This is a genomic window from Escherichia sp. KTE96 (assembly GCF_000408525.1).
GTDB classification, from domain to species: Bacteria; Pseudomonadota; Gammaproteobacteria; order Enterobacterales; family Enterobacteriaceae; genus Escherichia; species Escherichia marmotae.
The window spans coordinates 349,421-372,865 of the sequence record NZ_KE137147.1 but is presented as its reverse complement, the minus strand read 5'-3'; the positions used below and the strand labels follow the sequence as shown (position 1 = coordinate 372,865).

Below are 23,445 nucleotides of genomic sequence, written 5' to 3'. Positions count from 1 at the left end.
AGTCGCCTTGTTCTCATTTGTATTTACTGACTACATGAGGTGAGGTTGATGGCGATGGTATTTATTTTGCTAAATCTTGATTTCCGTTATCAATAAATCTCACTTTTTATGAATTGGAATATAAAATGCGTACAGTCATAACCTTTGGAACATTTGATGTTTTGCATATTGGCCACATCAAGATTTTAGAAAGAGCAAAAAAATATGGTGATCGCTTAATTGTTGGTGTTTCATCCGATGCATTAAGTTTCTCTAAAAAGCAAAGATATCCAGTTTACCCAGAAAACGAACGATGTGAAATTATTCGTTCACTACAATATGTTGATGACGTGTTTCTAGAAGAATCACTCGAATTAAAAGGTGAATACATAAAGCAATACAAAGCTGATATTCTTATTATGGGTAATGACTGGGAAGGTAAGTTTGATATGTTTAAAAAATTATGCAAGGTTATTTATTTACCAAGAACGGAAGGCATTTCTACTACAAAACTTATCACGGATATTAAAAAATACAGTTAAATTAATGTTTGTGTTCAGGCAGGTGTTCATTCCCTTGAAAAGGGAATGAACACCTATGTCTGATGAGGCTTAGAGCGAACTAACAAAAGAAACTTGCATAATATGTCAATAAAGAAAACACTCATAAAAAAAACGCAAGACGTTTATTTTTCTAGATATAGTATTTATGACAAGCTAATAATGAGATTACTCATTTTTATAGGTGAAGATAATGTAGTGAAGTTACAAGGTTCTTGGTTTATACGTAAAGTTCATTTTTTGCATTTTATTAATTCTTTGCTGTTTATAAAGATAAAAAAAACGCATGATAATGTAGGGATAGTACCTTTTCACTTATTCAATAAAGCAAAATCACGTTACATTCATTACTCAATTGCTGATTGGTTACTAAGACATCGTAACTATAGCGATATTACAGAAAAACATTTTATTTCAGCTCATTACAGAAATAAAGAAATAACTATTAATCTTAGGTATTCTGATTTTATTTCACAAAAATATGGCTATAAATCAGAGAGACTTAAAAGAATAATATCACGACTTTGCTCTGATGTATCATTGAGAAATTTAAATAAAAGTCAAAAATTACGCTTGGCAATAATGTTATATCAAAAAGATAAAGATGCTAAAGCTAATGAAATTATTAAGCAGATAGGGAAAAAGTTTCTGTTGAAATATACAAGCAGTCCTTATATTTTTAACAAGATTAAAAAGAATAAGATTTTTAATGATCCATATATAAAAAGAGGAAGTGAACAATATTCTCACATCTTAAAATCACGAAATGAGTTTATAAAATCAATTAGAAATTCCGCTGGTAGTTTTTGTATTGTTGGGAATGCACCAACAGAAATAAATACTGGTCATGGAGCGTTGATTGATTCTAAAAAAACAGTGATTAGAATAAACAATTATACGCTGGACTATCCGGATGATTATGGTACAAAGCAGGATATATGGGTTAGAGTGGCAAATAAAGAAGTAAGTAATAAAAATCTCAAAAACAATAGACTTGTTATTTTTGCGGCGAATAATTTCACAATAAAAAGAAGAGATGCAAACAAATACTTTCTTGCACCACAATTAATGGAAATGGAATATACGGTTATACCAAATCATGTATACAAATCACTTATAAAAAAACTAGATGGTCTACCAAGTACAGGATTAGCTGTTGCCTATTGGGTTTACTCTATAGTTGGTAAAATACCCAAAGAATGTTTGTTCGGTTTTACTCATTTCCATAACAATAAAGATTTTCATACTCATTATTTTGTTGATGAGAATGAAGTGGGAACCCACCTGCATGAATGGGATAAAGAAAGAATAATTTTTGAACAAATTACAAAGTGAATAAATATGAAAGTAGGATTTATAATCTGGAATCCATTCCAGTTGATTCAATTCAAATCTATTGCATTAAAATTAGAAAAACCAACTATTTTTATTATTAGGAAAAACAATAACCTTGCCTTGTTTCCCAAGGAGTTAATTAATAACAAATCATGGAGTATAGTGTATATTGAGCCCCATGATGTTCCCGTTATTGATGGGACTCATGATATCTTACTTTTTCAGTCGGCTTTCCCAGGTATTGAGAAAATTAAAAATAGTAAATTAGTCTCAATACAATATGGTTTAGCAAAGGAGCGCCATAATTATGGTGAATGGCGTTCTCTTGCTGACATGAATTTAATGTATGGTGACTATTCATCTAATATTGTTTCTCACTATGCGCCATCCTATCCTGTTGGAAATCCAAAGTTTGATAATTGGTTAGAGTACAAACAAATTTACTCAAATAGAGAAGAGCTTTATAAAGAATTAAAATTAGATATAACCAAAAAGACATTGCTTTACATGCCTACTTGGGGGGAGTTGGGTTCATATTTTGAACTTCTAGATACAATATCTCGGTTACAATCAAAATATAATCTTATATTAAAGATGCATCACAATAATGATGCAAAAACACCTGAATGGGTAGATTCTGCAAAGAAAGCAAACTTAAAACATGTTTACGATGGTTCTGCGGACCAATTAAAATTGCTTTGTGCGGCAGATTTGATTATAAGTGATTTTTCTGGGGCTATATTTGACGGTATGTATGCAGAAAAACCTATTCTTCTATATCAAGCTGGATTGAAAAACAAAATAGGTATTCAAAAATTTGATCTTACATCTTTAGAGTTTAAACATAGAGATGAGATAGGTTATGTTTGCACTAGTCTTTCTGATTTTGAACCATCCATAATTCACTGTCTCAATAACTGTCAAGATATTGTATTAAGAGCATCAAATCTTCGTGAAAGTCTTTTTTACGTAGATAAAGAGGTAAATGCTTCACAGCTATGTATTAACTATATAAAAAAACTATATAATGGGTTAATTCCGCCACTAACACAAACGCAGCTCTATGTTAGAGAGACTGTGCAAGAGCTTCGAACATGTAAGCCAAAGCTGAATAAACTTGAAAAATCCATTAAGAATAAAAAACTACCATTTTACAGAAAAGCGAAAAATTTATTTTCTAGAAAATTAAAAATATAAACTTACTTATCAATTTTTAAAAATGGATGCATATTATGATTTTAGATAATAAAAATATGAATTTACAATTAAATATAAATGAGCATGGGGCTTCTCATAAACTGATTAAAAAAACGTCTAATAAATTGCTCGTCTTTTTTTCAGGTACAGATAAAAAAGATGGCCGCTTTGATTTTTGGAAATCAGCAGATGAACTGCCATATAACATTTTGTTAATTAACAATGGTAAAAATGAATGGTACCAAGATAGTATTCCAGGGTTTAGTTCTTCAATATCAGAAACAATAGAAAAAATAAAATATATTTCTGAAAAACTAGGTTGTGACGAGATTATAACAATAGGCGTCAGTATGGGAGGATATGCAGCTTCATTATTTGGCGCTCTTCTGGATTGTCGTGTGTTAGCCTTTAGCTTTGACACGGTACTAAAATATCCCTTGAGCCGTAGTGCTAAAAGAATTCCTAAAAAGACAAAAATTATATATAAGAATCTACGCCCCATTATAAAAAACTCTAAATGTAGAATCACAGCATTAAGTGGGGAAATGGATTTTCCTGATTTACTTTCATTGAGTAGAATTTCAGATCTTAAAAATGTTAAAGCGTATTCCGTTCGAGGAGTAACGCATGGTGTGGGGCGGTTTATAGATAAAAGATATGGAATGCCTAATATAATAACTTTTTTTGTGGAAAATAATACACTTCCCGAAATTAAAGAGATTAATAATCTTTGCCATAATAAAATCTTATCAAAAAATATATTCCTGTCTTACCAGGCATTTGTCAACAAAAAATTTTCCACTGCTCAATCTTTAATCAGGGAGGCTTTGTTGGCTGAACCTTTACTCGAACCTGCTATATTTATTTCTGCTTTAGTAAATATGGAGCTCAAGAACTATACTTTAGCTGTAGAGCAGTTTGCTTTTGTTGTCGGTATTTCGCCACATTTTACAACAGCTAAATATAATTTGGCAAAGTCATTAAGGATGTCAAAAAAATATGATCAGGCAATACAGCATTTCTATGAATATATATCTTTAATGCCTTCATCTGCTGGCTCATATTATAATCTATCTCTAATATATGAAAGGAAAGGGTTATTGGAAGATGCAAAAAAAATGGCCCAAATGGCATATAGTCTATCCCCTGAAAGTGAAACGTATAAAAAAAGGTATGATACTTATTTTTCATAATTAATATTAAAATCCATGCAGATATAAAAAATATGACTGCAAGGGGTGGTTGTTTTGCAACCACCTCTGATGTGGAAATGTATTTAGCGTTTTTTTATACTGTAAATACAGTTTAGTAAATTGCCAATAGAAAAACATTTGATGAATTAAATATTGGATTTATAACATCGTCTTAAACAGAAATATTTTATGTGTATTTTTTTGTTTTTGATAGATTATAACTGTTTTTATAACGATTTTTATGTATTTTAATAACTAGAGTGTTTGTGGGATTTTCATTGCTTTATCAATGTGTTTAAATTTGTGCTTCTTAAGTTGTGAACTGTGTTTTTAAATTCAAATTTGGTGAGTGCGTTTTTTGTATAATCTAATATTATACTAATCGGTTCATGTGAAAAAATTTTAATGTGTTTGAAGTATATAAATTTATTTTTTTTGATATTAATGTTGTTGCATAATTCATCATCTGCAACCAATATATCTTTGGCTAATTTTATTTCTCATTTAAATGATGATATTGTTGCGAGAAAAGTGAGATTATATAGGGATGGTGAGGGTAAAAATAATATTGTTCAAGGAGTCGCGATTGATAGATTTAGTTCTGATATTTATACTTTACATACCACAGGGAAACCCGAAAAAGGAGTTATAAATAGATTCTCATTAACAACAAAAAAAAGAAAAGCTGTAGCATCGTCATTTCAAAAACCCACTGAATTTATTGGGCATCAAGGAATTGGGTTTGATCCTCTTGAGGGGGGGATAATAGCATCTGCGGGAAATGCCTTTGCCAACAAAGGATGGTTTGTTACATATTTTAAATACAATGATTTTTCTTTTCCTTATGAGACGAAAATTATAAAAATATTCGATAGGCCATATAATACTCGTGTTAGTACAATGCCTGTTTTAACCTCGGATGCTAAATATTTAATAGTAAGAAGTAAGTTGAATGGTAGAGACTTATTACGAGTTTATAATAGTGAAGAAGTTAATTTTCGAATCGAGAGTGATATTTCATCAGACCAAAATGTAGAATGGTTTATCGATGCAGGTCTAACTAATGATAATTATGTATTGCAAGCCATTACCGCTGATAATAAATATATATACTTATTGAGTGGGGGGAGAAATAAAGAAAGCAATAGAATCTATATTTACACGTTAAAAGGAGAGCTTGTAAGAAAATTTAATAATGTAACAGTAGGAAAAAAAGATTCTCTTAAAAGTGGTAAAGAAAAACATTGGGAACCTGAAGGTTTAGCGATTGATAGCAAATCAAAATCATTGGTTATCATGTATGCTCTGGGGGATCATAAAAAAAGATTTGCTCAATTATATTACATTCCTTTAGATAAACTTATTGAGGAGTGATGATAGTAACAATATTTTCATATTTGATGATTATAAATGTGTAATGCGAATAATTTCGTCATGTTTTCGTGTGAGTACTAATAAAATAAATTTCTTCAAAAATAACTTATTAGTATATAGATTATACTTATATCATTTATAGATAATAACAAAATTATATCTTGGATTTTTAACTTGGCTTGTGGGTGTTGTTTATTATTATATTTCATACTTGACGCGACAAGCTTTGAAAATATTTATCCTGTTTTATCTTGTTAAAAATCATATCCCCATAATAAACCCCATTAACCTGCGTCTTCACCAATAAATACCCACGAAACTTCTTAAACAGTTTCATATCCGGTTTAAAATCAGCCTGCCAGAACTGGTGCAAATGCCCTTGATACGTTAATCCTTTGATGTCGTACAGGGCATTGCCCATCACTTTGAGTGGTTTGTTATGAATCAGCGCAGAGATCCCCGCCGTACTGTTAATCGTCACCACCGCTTTTGCATGGCGTAATAATTCCGGCATCGGGAGATCGTGCACATAAATGACTCGCTCGCCTAAGCCATATTCCTTACTCAATCGCTTAATTAATGGTCGATAGAGTCTGTGACCACGATCCATCGGATGATGTTTGATCACCAAATAACTTTCTTTCGGCGCTTTACGCGAAAATGAGTACATGACTTCATTAATATAGTCACGCACATCGTTATAACTGCTGTGGTTACGAATCTGGCTATCGTTATATACCTGCAAAACGGCAAGATAATAACGTTGATCCAGCTCGTTCATTAACCTCGGTAATACCTTACGCTGTGTTACCTTGTAAAGTTGCTTGCGCCAGTATGCACGAACCCAGCAACGAGCCTCATACCAGGGGGAAAACGATTTGTGGTGGCGGTAGCGAGGAAACTCATGACGGTAATGCCAGCCCATCAGGTAATACCACATCGCATGACCAATACGTTTCATTGTTGAAGGTGTTAAGTTCTCAACATGCGGCGCAGGCATATCTGGTAACTTACGATAAAAATCCGGATCGCGCGGTAGCGATGAATATGCGTTCACTCCGCCTTCTTCAACAGTAATAAATTGCGGGCGTAAATATCCTTCTTCAAATGCCAGGAAGCGGATCCCTTTCGACTCTGCCCAGCGTTTTGCTTCTTTATGCAATGGGCGGCAGTCGCCAAAGCAGAGGATGGTGTCAAAGTCATATTGCCGGTGGAGATCCCGTAACCATCCGGGAAACTCTTTCGGTGTCTGGTAGTAAGCCAGGTATTGTCGATGACGGCAGTAAAAACGATCCCCGCCGTTGAATACTACATTCACAGCATTACGGCCTAATGACTCTAGCCACTCGGCAACATCACTGAAAAAGGGTCCCATCGGCCCCTGCAATAGCAGATATTTTTTACCGGATAATAAAACGGTTAGTGCATTACCTTGCATAAATGATTTGCGTAATAGTCAACCATGAAATTGTTTAGCCAAATCTGACTTTGCAGAACATAATTAATTTGCGGTAATAGCGTATTACTCGCCCCGCTTTTTTTCGGGTAATAAACATCGGCTTGCGCGGCGTCTGGATCAAATATTCCGCCGCTTCTTCAACCGCAATAGGTTGTAGCCGTGTTGGGTGGATATAGGTTGGATAAACAATCAGCGCCTGATATAGCAGATCCGCTAACGTTAATTTTCGTTCGCGACGCGGGCAGCGATGTTCATCGACGGTTAAACCCCAACCGGCATAGAAGGGCAGGCCGTAACAATGTACGTGCTTACCATGTAATAACGCTTCAAACCCCGACAGCGACGTCATGGTGTGCACTTCATCTGCGCGCTGAATGCATTGAATAATATCTGCATCCAGTGCCTGATAATCAGCTAGTTCCGCAGCCAGTTCTGCCGGAATATCGCCCTTGCGATTCCCCACCAGTACATCCGGGTGCGGTTTATAAATAATGTAGGCGTGCGGATTACGCTCGCGTACTGTGCGTAATAGCTCAAGGTTGCTCTTAATTGAGACGGTGCCTGTTTTAATAGAGGCATCGTCCTCTACTTGACCCGGCACCAGGATAACTTTTTTACCTTTAGCTTCGTCTGGTAGAGAGAAATCGGCTCCCAGGTTGTACTTGCTCAGTTTGCTTTCAACCAGTCGCTGGCGTAATTTTTCAGCTCGCATCTGCTGCGCCAGCGTTAGCTGGCTATGATTCAGCAGCACTTCCAGGTCGCTGGGGCGCGTGGTGTCATAGTAGATCCCGCGTTTATCCAGCACCAGCGATAGCGGTGGCAGCAGGTCAGAGCCAAGTCCGGATGAACGCAGAAAACCATCTTCCATTCGCCATAACGGCAGTGATTTTCGCTGCGCTTCGGCTCGCCATTGCTGCTCTCCCTTTACACCCCATACCACGCAAGCGGTCGCCGCAGGGCTGCGACGTGAAAAACTCAGCCGGTTTGTCGCGGTACGCAAGAAAGGTTTCAGGATCGCTGACTTCCACAGCGTTAAGCCTGGCGCCCATAAATAGCCATTACGCTGTTGCAGATGTCGGCGTTGTAATTGCAGCCATTGCAGCACGGTAAACAGATCGCTTACTGCTCCTGTTTGCGGATCGATATAGCGACAGTAACGCAGGTATGCAGCGGCAAAAAGTTCTTCCAGTGTGGCTGAACCGCGTCGGGCAGATAACAACGCCGACTGCGGATGACGATCGTCCGTTAAGCCCCAGCCTGCATACCAGGGCTGGCCGAAGCATGTCACCGGTTTTCCTGCCAGCAAGGCTTCAAAGCCGTACTGGGAGGTCACAACGTAAACTCGGGAAACGTGTCGCAACAGCGACTGCGGGCTGACATTCTCGGCAATTAAACGTACTCGTTGCGTGGCGCGCAGATCGGCGAAATAACCTGTTTTCTTTCCTTCCAGTACATCTGGGTGCACCTTCACCCAAATTGTCGCTTGAGGATTTTCTGCAATCGCGGCCTCCAGCATGGCGGCAAACTCATTCTGACCCGCATTACCATACGTCACTGACATATCATTAAATGTCTGATCGACAACCAGAACGATGTCTGAATGTTCTGACTCATCAGCCACAAACGCAGGCGCCAGATTATATTTCGACAAATCATCGGTCACGATGGTGTGCATCGCTTCTCTGGCCTGATCAGCCAATGCCGCATTTCCGGCTTTATCCTGTACCAGTTTCTCCAGCGCCGAAGGCTTGCTGGCATCGTAGTAAATGCCGCAATCATCTACCACCAAAGAAAGCGGCGGTGCGCCATTGACGCCAAGATCCAGCGAACGCACAAATCCATCTTCCAGACGGATGACCGGTTTTCCCGCTGCTTTGGCGATGGCGACTGGTTTCGCCGCGCTGGGGCGATGTCCCCACACGGCGATAGCATCAACTTCTTGTGGAACAGGGCGCAGCAGAGAAAGTTTCTGGCACGGTTGCGCCAGAAATTTCTCCAGATGTGGAATACGCCAGATGCCAGACGAGAAAATGCCAATCATGCGTTTTCAGCCAGTTCCTGTGCCATCAGGGCGCGCACTTTTTCCAGGCATGCTGGGGTGTCGACGCCCGGACCTGTTGCGGCAACTTCAAACGTGCGAATGTTGATCCCCGCGTTCATCAACCGTAGCTGCTCCAGTGATTCCGCCTGCTCCAGCATGGACTCCGGCAACTGGCTGTAGTTTTGCAGCACATCGCGACGATAAGCGTAAATACCGACGTGTTTCAGGTAACGCGCTTTTTCAGCATTACGCGGATACGGGATCGGTGAGCGGCTGAAATAAAGCGCATCCTGGCGGGTATTCACAACCACTTTTACTGTGCTTGGCTCCGTCGCTTCTTCGGCAGAAATCGCGTGGCATAGTGTTGCCACCGGCAACGCGGGATCGTCACGCATTCCTTGTAACAGTGTTTCTACATCCCGCGGACGAATCATTGGTTCATCGCCCTGCAAGTTAATGTAGATATCTGCTTCCACCGTATGCATCACCTCGACCAGCCGATCGGTGCCGGATTCATGATCGGTACGCGTCATAATGGCTTTCCCGCCAAACGCCTGTACGGCCTGTTCAACACGCGGGTCGTCAGTTGCCACCCAAACTTCTGCGACGCCCGCCACCTGTAACGCACGCTCGTAAACATGCTGGATCATCGGTTTGCCAACAATATCAAGTAGCGGCTTACCCGGCAGGCGCGATGAGCCATAACGAGCCGGTATGACAATAACTGCTTTGCTCATTTCAACTCCTTACAAAGACAGAATCACTTTTGCACCCACCGCCAACTGGTAAAGGATGGTGGAAATACCGCGAGTAACTTCAATGTTTTTCGATTCATATTTCGGCAGAACCATAATCTCATCGCCCGGCTTGAGTGAATCCACATCTTCCGCGTTGACGGCAGCACCGTTCTGACGAATGACGATAATTCTGGCGTTACCCGATTTCTGCGTCAGGCCACCACATTTCTCGATGTAATCCTCGGTGGTCATCCCCTTCTGCCAGCTCACCGCGTTCGGGAACAGCACCTCGCCATGAACCATAACCAGCGATGTTTTCTCCGGAATATTGATGACGTCGCCATCTTCCAGCAGAACAGAATCAATATTGGATTCGTTGAGGATCACTTCACCTTTCGGAATCACGGTGCGCGCTTTCGCCACGAAGCGGCTGATCAGTTGCGCTTCCTGCATTCGCAGGCTGGCTTCTTCTTTGGTGGAGGACTGGGCAGAAAGTGACGCTTCCTCCAGCTTTTGCAGCGAGAGATTCAGCATCTCTTTCTGACGCTGAGCCACTGATGGGCGATAAAGCTGAACCGCGTTCATCTGCGACATGCTGTTCGGGCGGACTTTTTCCAGAACCGCACGCATGGTTGAACCATAAGGCAGCACCATGGCGTGTTCACCGGAGTGCGCGCCTTCAACCCGCACCTGAATGGTGCCGGCATAGCGGTCAGTGCTCACAATTAAGGTATCGCCGTTCTGCAACATACGGCCTGGCGCAGAACTGATCGGATAGTATTCGCTACGTTTTTGCAGCCCCTGTTTACGCATAATCGTAATGTGAGTTGCGCCAGGCTTAGGGCGTGCCCAGCTCAACGCTTCTGTTACAGGAATGCTGCTTTCGCGGAACTCAAAGTCGTAGCTGTTAAAGACATCGCCCTGAACGCTGAACGTATGTTGACGAGGCCCAACGATGATGGTGTCACCATCGGCGAACTGCGAAAGCCCCAGTTTTCCGTTTAGCAGGAAGTCATACAGGTTGACGTTGGAGCGCACGCGGTTGCCGCGCTTGACTACAATATCAACGTAGCTCCCGCGTTCCGGATCTACGCCGCCAGCCTTGATCAGATAATTCAGTAAAGAGTCGGACGTCACGCCGCCGTACAGACCAGGATTACGTACAAAGCCGGTAACGTACACTTTTACTGGCTGCGCCTGTAATAAGGAGGCGTAGACGTTGACGTTGGACTGGTACACTTCCTTTACTTTTGATGTAACCAGGGCGTTCAACTGGCTATTGCTAACCCCAGCAACTTTCACCGGACCAACGTTCGGCAGGAAAATATTGCCTTTGGGATCAATCTGTAACGCACCATCAAAGGTGAACGCACCCCATAAACGGACCTGAACGCTATCGCCCGGATTAAGGATATAGTCAGGATTGAATCCTACCGTTGCACCGCTATCCGCGCTGGTGCCGTTGAAAAGTTGAGCACCAAACATACGACTCATCACCACCGGCTGTGCTGGCGGTGGGGTGTTGTCGAAGCCGCTCATGTTTTGTGTATCCGACTGCTGCCCACTCAGAATACCGGGCAGTGGTGCTGCCCCCGTAAGGTTTGAGTCAGCGTTAATATCAATGGCCGCGCTGGCCTGCGCCGCGTGACAGGCGGCAATCAGTAAAATTGATTTAAATAATTTCATCACAAACTCATTCAGCGACAGCGTTAATCTCGGTGATCTTCAATAACAGCCAGCAACAGTTTCAGGGTGCCGAACAGCAGGCAGCACACCAGTAACCAACAGGCGATCAAATAAGGGATGTTTGGAAAAGACGATTCCTGCGGCAACTGTGGCGAACTGATCACAGACAGCACCTTGAGCTTACGAGCCGCTTCTACACGGGTCTTTTCAATGGAGGTCAGGGTCAGTTTGTACAGCTCGGTGTTGAACTCTACTTTTGATTTGATTTCTTCAAAATCCACCGCCATACGGTTTAGCTTGTCACCCTGTGGCGCTGTGATTTTGCTTTTTTCTTCATCGATTTGTGCCTGCAATGACTGAATCGCGTTACGCGCGCTCACCACTTGGGGGGCGTCTTCACGCAGATATGTCAGCAAGTTACGCAGATCTGCTTCCATCTGGATCTTCTGAGCCATCAGCGTATTTACTAACGTGCTCGCCGCCTGAGCCTGGGCTTGTGGATCCAGGACGTTATTGCTGTCCTGATAAGAGAGCAGTTCCGCTTTGCTGGCATCCAGACGCTGGCGCGCTTTTTCCATCTCGCTTTCTGCAAAGGCAAGTTGATCACGCGCAATGCGATGCGACATCTCATTGATAAAGCGTTCTGACTCTTTCAACACGGTCTGGTTAAATTTAAGCGCAAACTCCGGGCTAAAGCCCTGTGTCTGAATATTCAGCAATCCGGTTTTATCGTCATACGAAACGTTGATACGGTCCTTGTAGTACTTCAGGAAGCCTTCTGCGGTTTCATCCTTGCTAAGATGATTAAGAAAATCGAGCCCGCTGTGGCTAAATGCTTCACGAAAATTCAGTTGCTTATCCAGCGCCGCCAGCATATCCGGCGAGTTGATATACTCTTTCAGATACAACGCATCTTCCGCGGAACTGGGGTTAGAGGCACCCAGAAGCAGACCAAAATTCAGGCTGCCGCTATTTAAATCATCCGAGCGTTTAATGGCGACTTTCGACTCGCTCATATAACGAGGCTGGCTGAAGATAGCCAGATAGATCAGTAGCACAGCCATCGGTGCCAGAATGATGATTTTCGCCAGGTGTTTTTGGATATCTGTCAGTGAGATGGCAGACAGACGAGCACGCATCCAGGATACGGCAGACTTCAATTTTATCAACATGTAACGATTATCAGAGTTTCAGTGGAGGCGAGGGAGCTGGCCTCTCGCCTCCCGTTGCTTCATTAGTCGAAAATTCGTACAAGACCAGTGACTTTGTTCGCCTTGTTGGTCACCAATAACGTTGAGACTCGATGCTTTTGCATCTTTTCTTCCGCTTCGATGATCATGGTTTCTTCCGGTAGAGTCAGTGGTTCACGCGTCATCATCTGCGCAGCCGTGGCGGATGTCAGAGAATCCTCTTTTTCCATAAAGCGACGCAGGTCACCGTCGGTGATAATACCCGCCAGCTCGCCTTCTGCGTCTTCTACCATCACCATACCCTGGCAACCGCTGGTGATACGTTGAATCACGGTTTTAAACGACGCATCCAGGTGCACCGCAGGAACATCATGCTGCATAACATCAGCAACACGGGTCAGCAGGCGACGACCTAATGAACCGCCCGGGTGATAACGCGCGAAGTCATTCGGCATAAATTTACGCTGGTGGATCATGGCAATAGCCAGCGCGTCTCCGATCGCCATGGTCAGCGTGGTGGACGTTGTTGGTGCAAGGTTATTCGGGCAGGTTTCATTCTCCATGTGAAGTTCCAGCACGGCATCAGCATTTTTCGCCAGCGTGGAATTTCCATTATTGGTAATGGCGATAATTCGGTTGCCGAAATTCTTCAGTGAAGGGACTAGCTTCAGAATTTCATCAGTTTCACCGCTGGCGGAAATAAGGATCAGGAGATCATAAGGCGTAATCATACCGAGATCGCCATGGAAAGCCTCTGCCGGATGAATAAAGAAACTCGGCGTACCAGTAGAGGCCAGTGTCGCTGACATTTTACGACCAACATGCCCTGATTTACCCATTCCCGAAAGAATAACGTGTCCTTTACAGTTCATTATCAAATTAAGGACTCGTTGGTACTGTACGGGATCCAGTTGCTTAGACAAGTTTTGTAATGCTGCGCCTTGTTCTGCCAGAGTCTGGCGAACAGAGGTAATTAAATATGGATCGATAGTACTGCTCTGGTCATCAGGTAAATGTCTTTCAGACATATCAGCTCCTTTGCACGGAAATAGTGCCACAGTCACAACAAACCCGAACCCATAATAAATTATTAATATTAAATCAATGGGTTATGACAAATTATTTAATAAATATAAAAATATGGTTAGTCCATGCTCTTATCCAGGACTTATCACCCTCTTATTAAGTCGCAATGTCTCATGGAAGTGCGAAGATACTGCAATATTACAGGCGAGAAGGGGGAACCAAATTTTGCCCACCTATTTAACACAGCCCTACATTATGAACAAGGAGTTTAGGATTTTTATCAATGATTAAAATGTTTCGCGCTTAACTATTGAATCAAAAAACAATTCAGAGGTTGATTGTTTCATTGTAAAAAAAGAGACGCATGACACTGTTATTTATAAATAAAACACCTCGGTAATGGTGGTGATATTCCGCATTCAACTATTTAAGCTATGTATAGTTAACCAATTGACAATTTCCATATAAAGCAGAAGGGAGTGATAAAGTTTTATTAGTGACTATTAAATATCAAGATTGTTTTCTGGTTGATTATTTCTGCAGGTGGCAGTGGAATTAAAACAGACCAGATTGCATTTATTGGTACATATATTTTCAAGGAAACTATTACCAAATAAAAAATAATTATTGGGATTATCACGTGATGAATCGGTTGCACATATGCCAGAGAGCACTTCCGTCCGGCCATCCTTCATTTTTGTAGCGTACATTTTGCTCAGTGAAAGGGCTGATGGAGAGACAAGCATCAGGCCCTTTTGGCCATACTCGCGGGTAAGGAGATGCCTCGCAGGAAGGCACCTCCGGCAACCAACAGCCCACTTCAGATTCAGAGTGGTTTATTAATCGCGTCATAAAGATGGTTTAAAGTTTTTAATCGCTGTTTGTATGCTTTTCTCAGGCAGGTTGTATCGCTACCACACCGGCGTCGTTCAGCCAGCCACAGTACCTGTGAGTCATGCAGTTCCCCGGCGGCTCCCATCGCGTAAAGTCCATGAAGGAATTGATATTTAACACTCAACTCCACGTCCAAATCATTCAGGCTATGTGATGAACAAATTGCTTTTTCATCCGCACTGTGGGACTGCCGACAATCAAAACTGGCCGCCGTGGCAGAGAACGCCGGGAGAGTGATGATGAGAAATGCGGTAAGAATATTTTTCACTGGCTTAGCCTCCCGGGACGAATAACGGGTCCCGGAGCCATGGTCAGGGTTTTGTTGTTCAACAATCTGAACCCTATAGCCTCTCCGGTTTTCACTGACAGTTCACATGCGTAGTGAAAAGTCGTCCAGTTAATCCCCCGACGGTACTGACCATTGCCCGTCAGGAGCGCAGGTGAGATCAGGCGCTGCATATTATGTTTTCCCTGATCGAGAATAACCTTATCTACGTCGGTGTACTGCTTCTGTAGTTCTTTTAGTGCCAACGGTCGGCAAATAAATTCGGCTACGCGTTGAGCTTCAGTCCAGTTTGTATAGGCAAAATTACGGTCATTCTTCCCTTTTACCTCACGATGAATGACGTTATTCAGATGTTCTACCTGGGCAGGATTCAACGAGACATTCGTTGCAAATGCAAATCCGGTATACATACAGGATATAGCGGTAATAACAACCAAACGCTTAAAAGTCATAAATACTCCGTTATGCATAAGATCCTACATTTACTGTGCTATTACAATGTATGAATATAAGTTCAAGGAATAGTCAATATGCTGCGCTGCGTCAATATTTTATGGTTAATCAGGCTATTCGGGTGTAGGCCTGAATATGCTGTAATGCAAATTTGCGCTTACCTAAAATAAAATCTCTTCCGCCAATGGTGAGGCCTGTAGAAACTGGGATGGTCTGAGTGTTGGATAAGGATGGCGGTGAATGCTTATGAATCAGTAAGGCAAGGTAAGCGGGGCTATCAGAATAACTTTGCCAGTAGTATGAAGCCAGGTAAGTCAACGTTTCGCACGATGTACCGCCTGTCTGTTAACAGGTTGTGTGGGTAAGGAAAAAATAAAAGCACATAATAAAAATACAATTAGGAATATTTATAAAGACGTTTTTAATTGCTTGATATCGCTGTGCTTATTTTTATTGTTTGGCAACATTCCCATTGTTTTTTATTCTCAATATATTGATATGTATTGTTTTTTTGATTTCGCCATTGCCTTAGTATCTGGTTAAAGAAGTATTATGATTAATTTGACTTTAACTGAATTGCGTGAGGGGATTATGAGTGACAGTTTCCAGCGGGAGATACCAAAGGCTCGTATTAATCTGAAATTAGAACTGCATACAGGGGGGGGCGAGTAAAAAAACAGAATTACCCCTGAAGTTACTGGTTGCGGGTGATTTTAGTAATGGTCAGGAATCCGCGCCATTATCTGATCGTAAAAAAGTTAATCTTAACAAAAATAATTTTGATGCAGTCCTTTCAGACTATTCCCCAAAAGTAAATCTTATCGTTAATAACACACTTGCTGATGACGGTAGCGAAGACAGCATCAGGTTGACATTTCAGAGCATAAAAGATTTCTCCCCGGAACAGGTATCCCGACAAATACCTCAGCTAAAAGCCATGCTTTCCATGCGTAATTTACTTCGTGATTTAAAAGCGAACCTTCTGGATAACCAGACGTTCCGTAAAGAACTGGAAAACATTTTGCTGGACCCGGCATTAAGTGCAGAACTCAAAGCAGAACTTTCAGCTTTGGCACCTAAACAGCCGTAACGGTCACGACGATTTAATGGATTAATAAGGAAAATGTTGATGTCTGTAAAAAATGAGAATGCCGCTGGTGGCGAGCCGATTGCCGCACAATCAGGGGGAACGTCAGGGAGTGATAATTAACAGAATATCACTGTGAGCGCCTGCATGTATTGGTGTGTATAAAGCAACAAACATCGTCGAAAATGGCGAGAAATACAGCACGCAAATTACGTGTAGCAACGGCCAGAAATTTACCGTAGTTAGAAAAAGAAAAAGCCCCGCTTTTCAGCGAGGCCTTATGAATAGTGGTGCCCGGACTCGGGAACTTTCAGTTACCTACCAATTTGATTTCCATCAAAAATTCTTCTGCTATCTATTGTCAAGACCCGGAGGTTGACCCTTACTTTCTCTTTTGAATCATGATAGTAGATCAAAATACGTAGAAAAACGCTTGGTTCGATCCTCCGGTACGATTCCCTCTAAATTTATCGTAATGACATCTGCGTTACACGTGTTGTATACTTAATATCCACAGAAACATAAGAGGACAACACCATGCCAGCCGCAAACAGTATGGCGATGAAACGCGAAACCCTGAATCTGCGCATCAGGCCCGCCGAGCGCGATCTTATCGATCGGGCTGCGAAAGCCAGAGGAAAAAACCGCACTGACTTTGTGCTGGAGGCTGCCCGCGCCGCGGCGGAAGAGGCGCTGATCGAGCAGCGTATCATTATGGCCGATCCGGAGGCTTATCAGACGTTTCTTACCCGCCTTGATCAGGCTCCAGCGCCAAACTCCGCGCTGCGTAAAACTATGCAGACCCCTGCGCCGTGGGAGCAGGAAAAATGATCTCCGCTCCTGAGCCGCTTCACGCCGGGCATATTCTTACCCCATTTTGCTGTGGCGTGGATTCTATGGATAACTGGCTGAAACAACGGGCGATGAAAAATCAGGTCACTGGCGCATCCCGTACTTTTGTATGTTGCGGCAGTGATTCTAAGGTACTGGCGTATTACTCGCTGGCATCCAGTGCAGTGATGACAAACACTGCCCCCGGCCGCTTTCGCCGTAATATGCCCGATCCGATCCCGGTTGTGGTATTGGGGCGTCTGGCGGTGGATCAGTCTATACATGGGCAGGGTGTTGGTCGGGCGCTGGTACGTGACGCCGGGCTGCGGGTGATTCAGGTGGCTGAAACTATCGGTATTCGCGGGATGCTGGTTCATGCGCTGTCTGATGAGGCGCGGGATTTCTATCTGCGGGTGGGGTTTGAGCCGTCACCGATGGATCCGATGATGTTGCTGGTGACGTTGGGGGATTTGGTTCATGCTTAATTGGTATTATTTGGAGTCAATAAGATGATAGTTTTATGAATCAAATCATCAATTACATATTGTTGTCCGGCATGTCCGATGTCTGAACCCATAGATATATTTAGTGGTTAATGCGAAATAAAATAATAGCTACACACAACCTTAAACATCATTTTAACGCTTGAGGTTTGATTGTAATTCAAAAGTCAAAAATTAATTTCATTCGGGGAAAAAGGTTAGAAAAAAAGACACAAAAAGCTAGTGGAATAAAAAATATAACACACAATAAATATTGGTGAGTTTTTCAATACTGGTTTAATTGATTTTCTATATTCCTCAACTAGTCCGGGATCGTATAGCCTGGCCTTCCCGGAGTCTCCTGTTTAGACTGGTACTGTTTTCAGGGAGGAGATCAATCCGCATTTTTCCCCGCAACAGAATCCTTTTTAGACCAGTGTATTAAGGCGAAATGACAATTCCTTTGTTTCCCCCGTATTTTCTACTTCATTATGAATAATTCGAGAGAAGGGAGCCGTAGAGGAGCGTAGAAAGACCGTAGCTGTGAGGTAAGGAAAAGGCACATCAGAGGGTGTTGAGGTGTCTAAAAGTAACGGACATCTGTGAAAATGACGAGAAATACAGCACGCAAATAACATGTAGCAACGGCCAGAAATTTACCGTAGCCAGAAAAAGAAAAAGCCCCGCTTTTCAGCGAGGCCTTATGAATAGTGGTGCCCGGACTCGGAATCGAACCAAGGACACGGGGATTTTCAATCCCCTGCTCTACCGACTGAGCTATCCGGGCAACGGGGCGCATTAAACCTGATTCGCCTCGTCTCGTCAATTAAATTTCTTCAATTTATAGCAGACTGCACAATCTATCATCACTTTGCCGTTACTACACGCATCATCAGACAAACCAGGCGCTCCAGGCGGCGGAAAGAGGCATTGCCAGAAGTAGTGCTGGAAGCATGTTGACCACCGGAAATAGTTTAATGCCGCAGATGCGTAAGCCGGTTGCTAGCAGCAGCAAACCACCTACGGCGCTGAAGTCCGCCATCATCGATGGTGTTGTCAGCGGTAATATCAGCGCAGCAGCCCAAGCCAGCGTTAACTGGATGATCAGCAATGGAATACTAATCACCGATACCGCAATGCCAAGTGAACAGGCGAAGATCATCGCGGTAAAGAAATCCAGAAATGACTTGGCGATTAAAATGCTCGGATCGCCGGTCATCCCTTCATTCATCGCGCCGAAGATCCCGGTGCCGCTGGCACAAAACAGGACAATAATCGCGACAAAATTCTGAATAAAAGATTCATGCGCTGGCTTTTTACGCGAGTGACGAAACAAATTTTGCGCTTTAGCGACTGCGGTATTAACACCTTTTTCCAACAAACAAATTTCACCAATTAATGCACCGAGTAGCGTCGCTAAAACCATCGCCGGAAGGTTGGCGCATTTCACCACCAGTAAAATACCAATTCCCAACGATGCCAGACCAAAAATGGATGTCATAGAGACACGGATCCGTTCCGGTAAGCGTTGACTAAGCAGTGCGCCGAGGACGCCACCCAGTAATACTGCACTAGCGTTGATAAAAGGGCCGATGACCACAAGAGTTCCTGTTAATTGTGTTGTTTGATGTTTTTATTATGAACTTTTTGTCCCGCCGATTGCTTGTCTGACCGCAAAGTCCTGGCTTGCACGCTCTGGTGAAAGGTGCCATGATTGCGCGAATTTTCTCCTTGTTGTACGGAGTTTGCCCGATGCACGCCACCTCCTTACATTCTCTTGTTTATCGCCGTTTTGCGCGAAACGCTTCCCTTTCCATATTACTGCTCATGCGGTGAAGTTAACGCACGCTCACTGTAGGACAACAGTAAAATCAGAGCCATTCTGCTTTTACTGATGTCTGGCGGTCGGAGCTGGTGACCAGTTTGACCCACATCTCATGCGGCAGGTTTTTACACCTTGCCCGGTATTTTTACCTCCCCGAAACGGGTTTTACATTTATGAAATCAATGAGTATTGCCGCCAGTAGTGAACTGGTTTCCCGAATTTCTACCCATCGTCGCGTGGTGGCGCTGGAAGATACTGATTTTACGGACGTCGCGGCAGTCGTCATTACCGCTGCGGATAGCCGCAGTGGCATTCTTGCGTTACTTAAACGCACTGGTTTTCATCTACCGGTGTTTTTGTATTCCGAACAGATTGTTGAATTGCCTGCGGGCGTCGCGGCGGTAATCAATGGCAACGAGCAGCAGTGGCTGGAGCTGGAATCTGCAGCCTGCCAGTACGAAGAGAACGTGTTGCCGCCGTTTTATGACACGCTGACGCAATATGTTGAGATGGGCAACAGCACTTTTGCTTGCCCGGGTCATCAACATGGCGCGTTCTTTAAAAAGCATCCTGCGGGGCGTCATTTTTACAATTTCTTCGGTGAGAACGTTTTTCGTGCCGATATGTGCAACGCCGATGTGAAACTGGGCGATCTGCTTATTCATGAAGGCTCAGCGAAGGATGCGCAGAAGTTTGCGGCCAAAGTGTTTCATGCTGATAAAACCTATTTTGTGCTTAACGGCACTTCGGCAGCAAACAAAGTGGTTACCAATGCGCTGTTAACGCGTGGCGATCTGGTACTGTTCGATCGTAACAATCATAAGTCGAATCATCACGGTGCATTGATTCAGGCTGGGGCGACGCCGGTGTATCTGGAAGCCGCGCGTAACCCGTTCGGTTTTATCGGCGGTATTGATGCGCATTGTTTTAATGAAGACTATTTGCGCCAGCAAATTCGTGAAGTGGCACCAGAAAAAGCCGAACTACCGCGCCCGTTTCGCCTGGCAATTATTCAGTTAGGAACTTATGACGGTACTATCTATAACGCTCGCCAGGTGATCGAGACCATTGGGCATTTGTGCGATTACATTCTGTTTGATTCCGCGTGGGTCGGTTACGAGCAGTTTATTCCGATGATGGCAGATAGCTCGCCGTTACTGTTAGAACTTAACGAAAACGATCCGGGGATCTTTGTTACCCAGTCGGTGCACAAACAGCAGGCGGGATTCTCGCAGACTTCGCAGATCCACAAAAAAGATAACCATATTCGCGGGCAGGCGCGCTTTTGCCCGCATAAGCGGTTGAATAATGCCTTTATGCTCCACGCCTCCACCAGTCCGTTCTATCCGCTGTTTGCTGCGCTGGACGTTAACGCCAAAATCCATGAAGGGGAGAGCGGTCGTCGACTGTGGGCGGAGTGTGTTGAGTTGGGCATTGAAGCGCGCAAGGCGCTTCTTGCACGCTGTAAGCTGTTTCGCCCGTTTATCCCGCCCGTTGTTGGTGGCAAATTGTGGCAGGATTATCCGACGTCAGTATTGGCCAGCGACCGTCGCTTCTTCAGTTTTGAACCGGGGGCGAATTGGCACGGCTTTGAGGGATATGCCGCAGATCAGTATTTTGTTGATCCGTGCAAGCTGCTACTGACCACGCCCGGTATCGATGCCGAAACCGGTGAATATAGCGACTTTGGTATTCCTGCGACGATTCTGGCGCACTATCTGCGTGAGAATGGCATTGTGCCGGAAAAGTGCGATCTCAACTCTATTCTGTTCTTATTAACCCCGGCGGAGAGCCACGAGAAGCTGGCACAACTGGTCGCAATGTTGGCACAGTTTGAACAGCATATTGAGGATGACTCGCCACTGGCTGAGGTGTTGCCGAGCGTTTATAACAAATATCCGGTGCGCTATCGCGACTATACCCTGCGCCAGTTGTGTCAGGAGATGCACGATCTGTATGTCAGTTTCGACGTCAAAGACCTGCAAAAAGCGATGTTCCGCCAACAGAGTTTCCCGCCTGTAGTGATGAATCCCCAGGATGCGCATAGCGCCTATATTCGTGGTGAAGTGGAGTTAGTGCGTATTCGTGATGCCGAAGGGCGGATTGCGGCGGAAGGCGCGCTGCCGTATCCACCTGGCGTGCTTTGCGTGGTGCCGGGGGAGGTATGGGGAGGCGCGGTACAGCGTTATTTTCTCGCACTGGAAGAAGGCGTGAATTTGTTGCCGGGGTTTTCGCCGGAGCTACAAGGTGTCTATAGCGAAACCGATGCCGACGGCATGAAACGTTTATACGGTTATGTGTTGAAGTGAGAACAAAAAAACGGGCTACCAGATGGTAGCCCATTTTTCTTGGCGTAATTAGTGGTTAACCGTCTGTGTGCCCGCCGGGACACGAACGTGTTTGTATTTGAACATCGCCATGAACGCGAAGGCCAGAACCACGGAGTAACCTGCGAAAATCAGCCATACGGTCTGCCAGTCGGTAATGCCGTTTTGGGTATACATCTCAACCACTTTACCGCTCACAATACCGCCGAGGATACAGCCGAAGCCGTTGGTCATCATCAGGAACATCCCCTGCGCACTGGCGCGAATTGCCGGGCTAACTTCTTTTTCCACAAACACCGAACCAGAGATGTTGAAGAAGTCGAATGCGCAGCCGTAGACAATCATTGACAGCACCAGCAGTACAGTACCGAACGGAGTCGGGTCGCCGTAGGCAAACAGCGCAAAACGCAGTATCCACGCCACAATACTGATCATCATTACGTTCTTAATACCGTAGCGGCTTAAGAAGAACGGGATAGTCAGAATGAACAGCGTTTCAGAGATTTGCGAAATCGACATGATGATTGACGCATGTTGCACGATAAAGCTGCTGGCGAACATCGGATCTTTGTCGAAGCTGTGCAGGAAGGTATTACCGAACATGTTGGTAATCTGCAGTTCCGCGCCCAGCAGCATCGAGAAGATGAAGAAAATCGCCATACGCTTGTTTTTAAACAGCGCGAATGCATCAAGCCCCAGCAAAGTCGTCCAGCTCTGATTCGCTTGCTGTTTAGCAACCGGAATATACGGCAGCGTAAAGGTAAACAGCACCAGAACGGCGGAAAGGGCTGCGCCAATATACAGTTGCATGTGGCTTAGTTCGAAGCCTGACAGGCTCACCACCCACATCGCCATAATAAAACCGATGGTGCCCCAGATACGGATTGGCGGGAAATCAGTAACGATATCCAGCCCCGCGTTTTGCAGGCGATAGTAAGAGATGGTGTTGATTAACCCAAGTGTTGGCATATAGGCAAACGAGTTAATCAGGATAACGAGGAACATCGCCTCCGGCGTGGTAACTTGCGCCGCCATGAAGAGAGTAATTGCGCCGATGGTGTGACAAATGGCATATACCCATTTCGCACTTAACCATTTGTCGGCCACAATCCCCAGCAAAGCAGGCATAAAGACCGCGGCGATACCCAGTGAACTATAAACTGCGCCAATAGAAGCACCGTCGAACTTCAGGGTAACGAACATATATGAGCCGAGGGTCGTTAGCCAACTTCCCCACAGGCAGAACTGCAGAAAAGAGAGGATTTTCAGCTGCAGCTTAAGATTCATGTTAATTTCCTCACATCGTGATGCGGATGAGTGTTTTAAAAAGCACATTTGACCGTGCAAGATGATGCGATTCTATCAACTTCGCTGACTGTTTTTTTGTTATCCGTAGCAAATAATTGCAAATAATCTCAATTTGCAAGGCGAAATTGTGAAGCGTGTAACACTTTGCCTCGAAGTAATGTTAGAGGCAAAGGTG

Annotated in this window: 19 protein-coding genes, 1 tRNA gene and 1 pseudogene; 10 read left to right on the top strand and 11 right to left on the bottom strand. The window is 43.7% G+C overall.

The genetic code is table 11. From position 1 onward, the window contains the following. Positions 1-125: 125 nt before the first annotated feature. From A1WG_RS16455 to A1WG_RS16475, 5 genes are all read left to right on the top strand, one after another. Positions 126-521 (top strand): FAD synthase family protein, encoded by a 396-nt coding sequence (locus A1WG_RS16455; protein WP_001517075.1) that lies wholly within the window; start codon positions 126-128, stop codon positions 519-521. A 180-nt stretch (positions 522-701) separates the two neighbouring features. Further along, the gene (locus A1WG_RS16460; protein ID WP_178964525.1) at positions 702-1,874 is read left to right on the top strand and encodes a glycosyltransferase family 29 protein; all 1,173 of its coding nucleotides are present in this window, start codon (positions 702-704) and stop codon (positions 1,872-1,874) included. Positions 1,875-1,880: 6 nt separating this feature from the next. Further along, on the top strand, positions 1,881-3,071 hold the full coding sequence (locus A1WG_RS16465) for a CDP-glycerol glycerophosphotransferase family protein (protein ID WP_001517073.1): 1,191 nt from the start codon (positions 1,881-1,883) through the stop codon (positions 3,069-3,071). A 35-nt stretch (positions 3,072-3,106) separates the two neighbouring features. Beyond that, entirely contained in the window at positions 3,107-4,264 is a 1,158-nt protein-coding gene (locus A1WG_RS16470; RefSeq protein WP_001517072.1) for a tetratricopeptide repeat protein, read from the top strand. A 405-nt stretch (positions 4,265-4,669) separates the two neighbouring features. Continuing rightward, positions 4,670-5,638: a phage baseplate protein gene (locus A1WG_RS16475; RefSeq protein ID WP_001517071.1), complete on the top strand. Its 969-nt coding sequence runs from the start codon at positions 4,670-4,672 to the stop codon at positions 5,636-5,638. Positions 5,639-5,843: 205 nt separating this feature from the next. On the opposite strand, the gene A1WG_RS16480 is transcribed toward A1WG_RS16475, so the two are convergent. The 8 genes from A1WG_RS16480 to A1WG_RS16515 all read right to left on the bottom strand — a co-directional run bounded on the left by A1WG_RS16480 (position 5,844) and on the right by A1WG_RS16515 (position 15,409). Continuing rightward, complete coding sequence (locus A1WG_RS16480) at positions 5,844-7,076, bottom strand: capsule biosynthesis protein (protein ID WP_001517070.1); 1,233 nt, start codon at positions 7,074-7,076, stop codon at positions 5,844-5,846. 34 nt (positions 7,077-7,110) lie between these two features. Further along, positions 7,111-9,138, bottom strand: coding sequence for a capsular polysaccharide biosynthesis protein (locus tag A1WG_RS16485; RefSeq protein ID WP_001517069.1), 2,028 nt, complete (start codon positions 9,136-9,138; stop codon positions 7,111-7,113). Continuing rightward, on the bottom strand, positions 9,135-9,875 hold the full coding sequence (gene kdsB, locus A1WG_RS16490) for a 3-deoxy-manno-octulosonate cytidylyltransferase (protein ID WP_001517068.1): 741 nt from the start codon (positions 9,873-9,875) through the stop codon (positions 9,135-9,137). Before kdsB ends, A1WG_RS16485 begins: the two co-directional genes overlap by 4 nt. 9 nt (positions 9,876-9,884) lie before the next feature. Further along, positions 9,885-11,561 carry a polysaccharide biosynthesis/export family protein gene (locus A1WG_RS16495; protein WP_001517067.1) on the bottom strand — a complete coding sequence of 559 codons (1,677 nt, stop codon included), beginning with the start codon at positions 11,559-11,561 and terminating at the stop codon, positions 9,885-9,887. Positions 11,562-11,584: 23 nt separating this feature from the next. Next, positions 11,585-12,733: a capsule polysaccharide transporter gene (locus tag A1WG_RS16500; protein ID WP_000905744.1), complete on the bottom strand. Its 1,149-nt coding sequence runs from the start codon at positions 12,731-12,733 to the stop codon at positions 11,585-11,587. 62 nt (positions 12,734-12,795) lie between these two features. Then, complete coding sequence (locus A1WG_RS16505) at positions 12,796-13,779, bottom strand: KpsF/GutQ family sugar-phosphate isomerase (RefSeq protein WP_001325875.1); 984 nt, start codon at positions 13,777-13,779, stop codon at positions 12,796-12,798. An 824-nt stretch (positions 13,780-14,603) separates the two neighbouring features. Next, a complete protein-coding gene (locus A1WG_RS16510) occupies positions 14,604-14,939 on the bottom strand; it encodes a lysozyme inhibitor LprI family protein (protein WP_000789899.1) in 336 nt (111 codons plus the stop codon). Then, positions 14,936-15,409 (bottom strand): hypothetical protein, encoded by a 474-nt coding sequence (locus A1WG_RS16515; RefSeq protein WP_001517065.1) that lies wholly within the window; start codon positions 15,407-15,409, stop codon positions 14,936-14,938. Before A1WG_RS16515 ends, A1WG_RS16510 begins: the two co-directional genes overlap by 4 nt. Positions 15,410-16,001: 592 nt before the next feature. Here A1WG_RS16515 and tssB point away from each other — a divergent pair. The 3 genes and pseudogenes from tssB to A1WG_RS16525 all read left to right on the top strand — a co-directional run bounded on the left by tssB (position 16,002) and on the right by A1WG_RS16525 (position 17,813). Next, positions 16,002-16,500: pseudogene (gene tssB / locus A1WG_RS0121510) on the top strand (type VI secretion system contractile sheath small subunit). A 534-nt stretch (positions 16,501-17,034) separates the two neighbouring features. Then, on the top strand, positions 17,035-17,328 hold the full coding sequence (locus tag A1WG_RS16520) for a type II toxin-antitoxin system TacA family antitoxin (protein WP_001110459.1): 294 nt from the start codon (positions 17,035-17,037) through the stop codon (positions 17,326-17,328). After that, positions 17,325-17,813 carry a GNAT family N-acetyltransferase gene (locus A1WG_RS16525; RefSeq protein WP_001517064.1) on the top strand — a complete coding sequence of 163 codons (489 nt, stop codon included), beginning with the start codon at positions 17,325-17,327 and terminating at the stop codon, positions 17,811-17,813. The genes A1WG_RS16520 and A1WG_RS16525 overlap by 4 nt, the downstream gene beginning before the upstream one ends. Positions 17,814-18,521: 708 nt before the next feature. Here A1WG_RS16525 and A1WG_RS16530 read toward each other — a convergent pair. Further along, positions 18,522-18,597, bottom strand: a tRNA-Phe gene (locus tag A1WG_RS16530). A gap of 105 nt (positions 18,598-18,702) precedes the next feature. Next, positions 18,703-19,410 carry a DUF554 domain-containing protein gene (locus A1WG_RS16535; RefSeq protein WP_000234506.1) on the bottom strand — a complete coding sequence of 236 codons (708 nt, stop codon included), beginning with the start codon at positions 19,408-19,410 and terminating at the stop codon, positions 18,703-18,705. 152 nt (positions 19,411-19,562) lie between these two features. Here A1WG_RS16535 and A1WG_RS24950 point away from each other — a divergent pair, with 152 nt between their 5' ends. After that, on the top strand, positions 19,563-19,646 hold the full coding sequence (locus tag A1WG_RS24950; RefSeq protein ID WP_212976457.1) for a hypothetical protein: 84 nt from the start codon (positions 19,563-19,565) through the stop codon (positions 19,644-19,646). Positions 19,647-19,808: 162 nt separating this feature from the next. Then, entirely contained in the window at positions 19,809-21,944 is a 2,136-nt protein-coding gene (gene speC / locus A1WG_RS16540) for an ornithine decarboxylase (protein ID WP_001517063.1), read from the top strand. A gap of 48 nt (positions 21,945-21,992) precedes the next feature. On the opposite strand, the gene nupG is transcribed toward speC, so the two are convergent. Beyond that, positions 21,993-23,249 carry a nucleoside permease NupG gene (nupG, locus tag A1WG_RS16545; protein WP_001517062.1) on the bottom strand — a complete coding sequence of 419 codons (1,257 nt, stop codon included), beginning with the start codon at positions 23,247-23,249 and terminating at the stop codon, positions 21,993-21,995. Between the last annotated feature and the right edge of the window lie 196 nt (positions 23,250-23,445).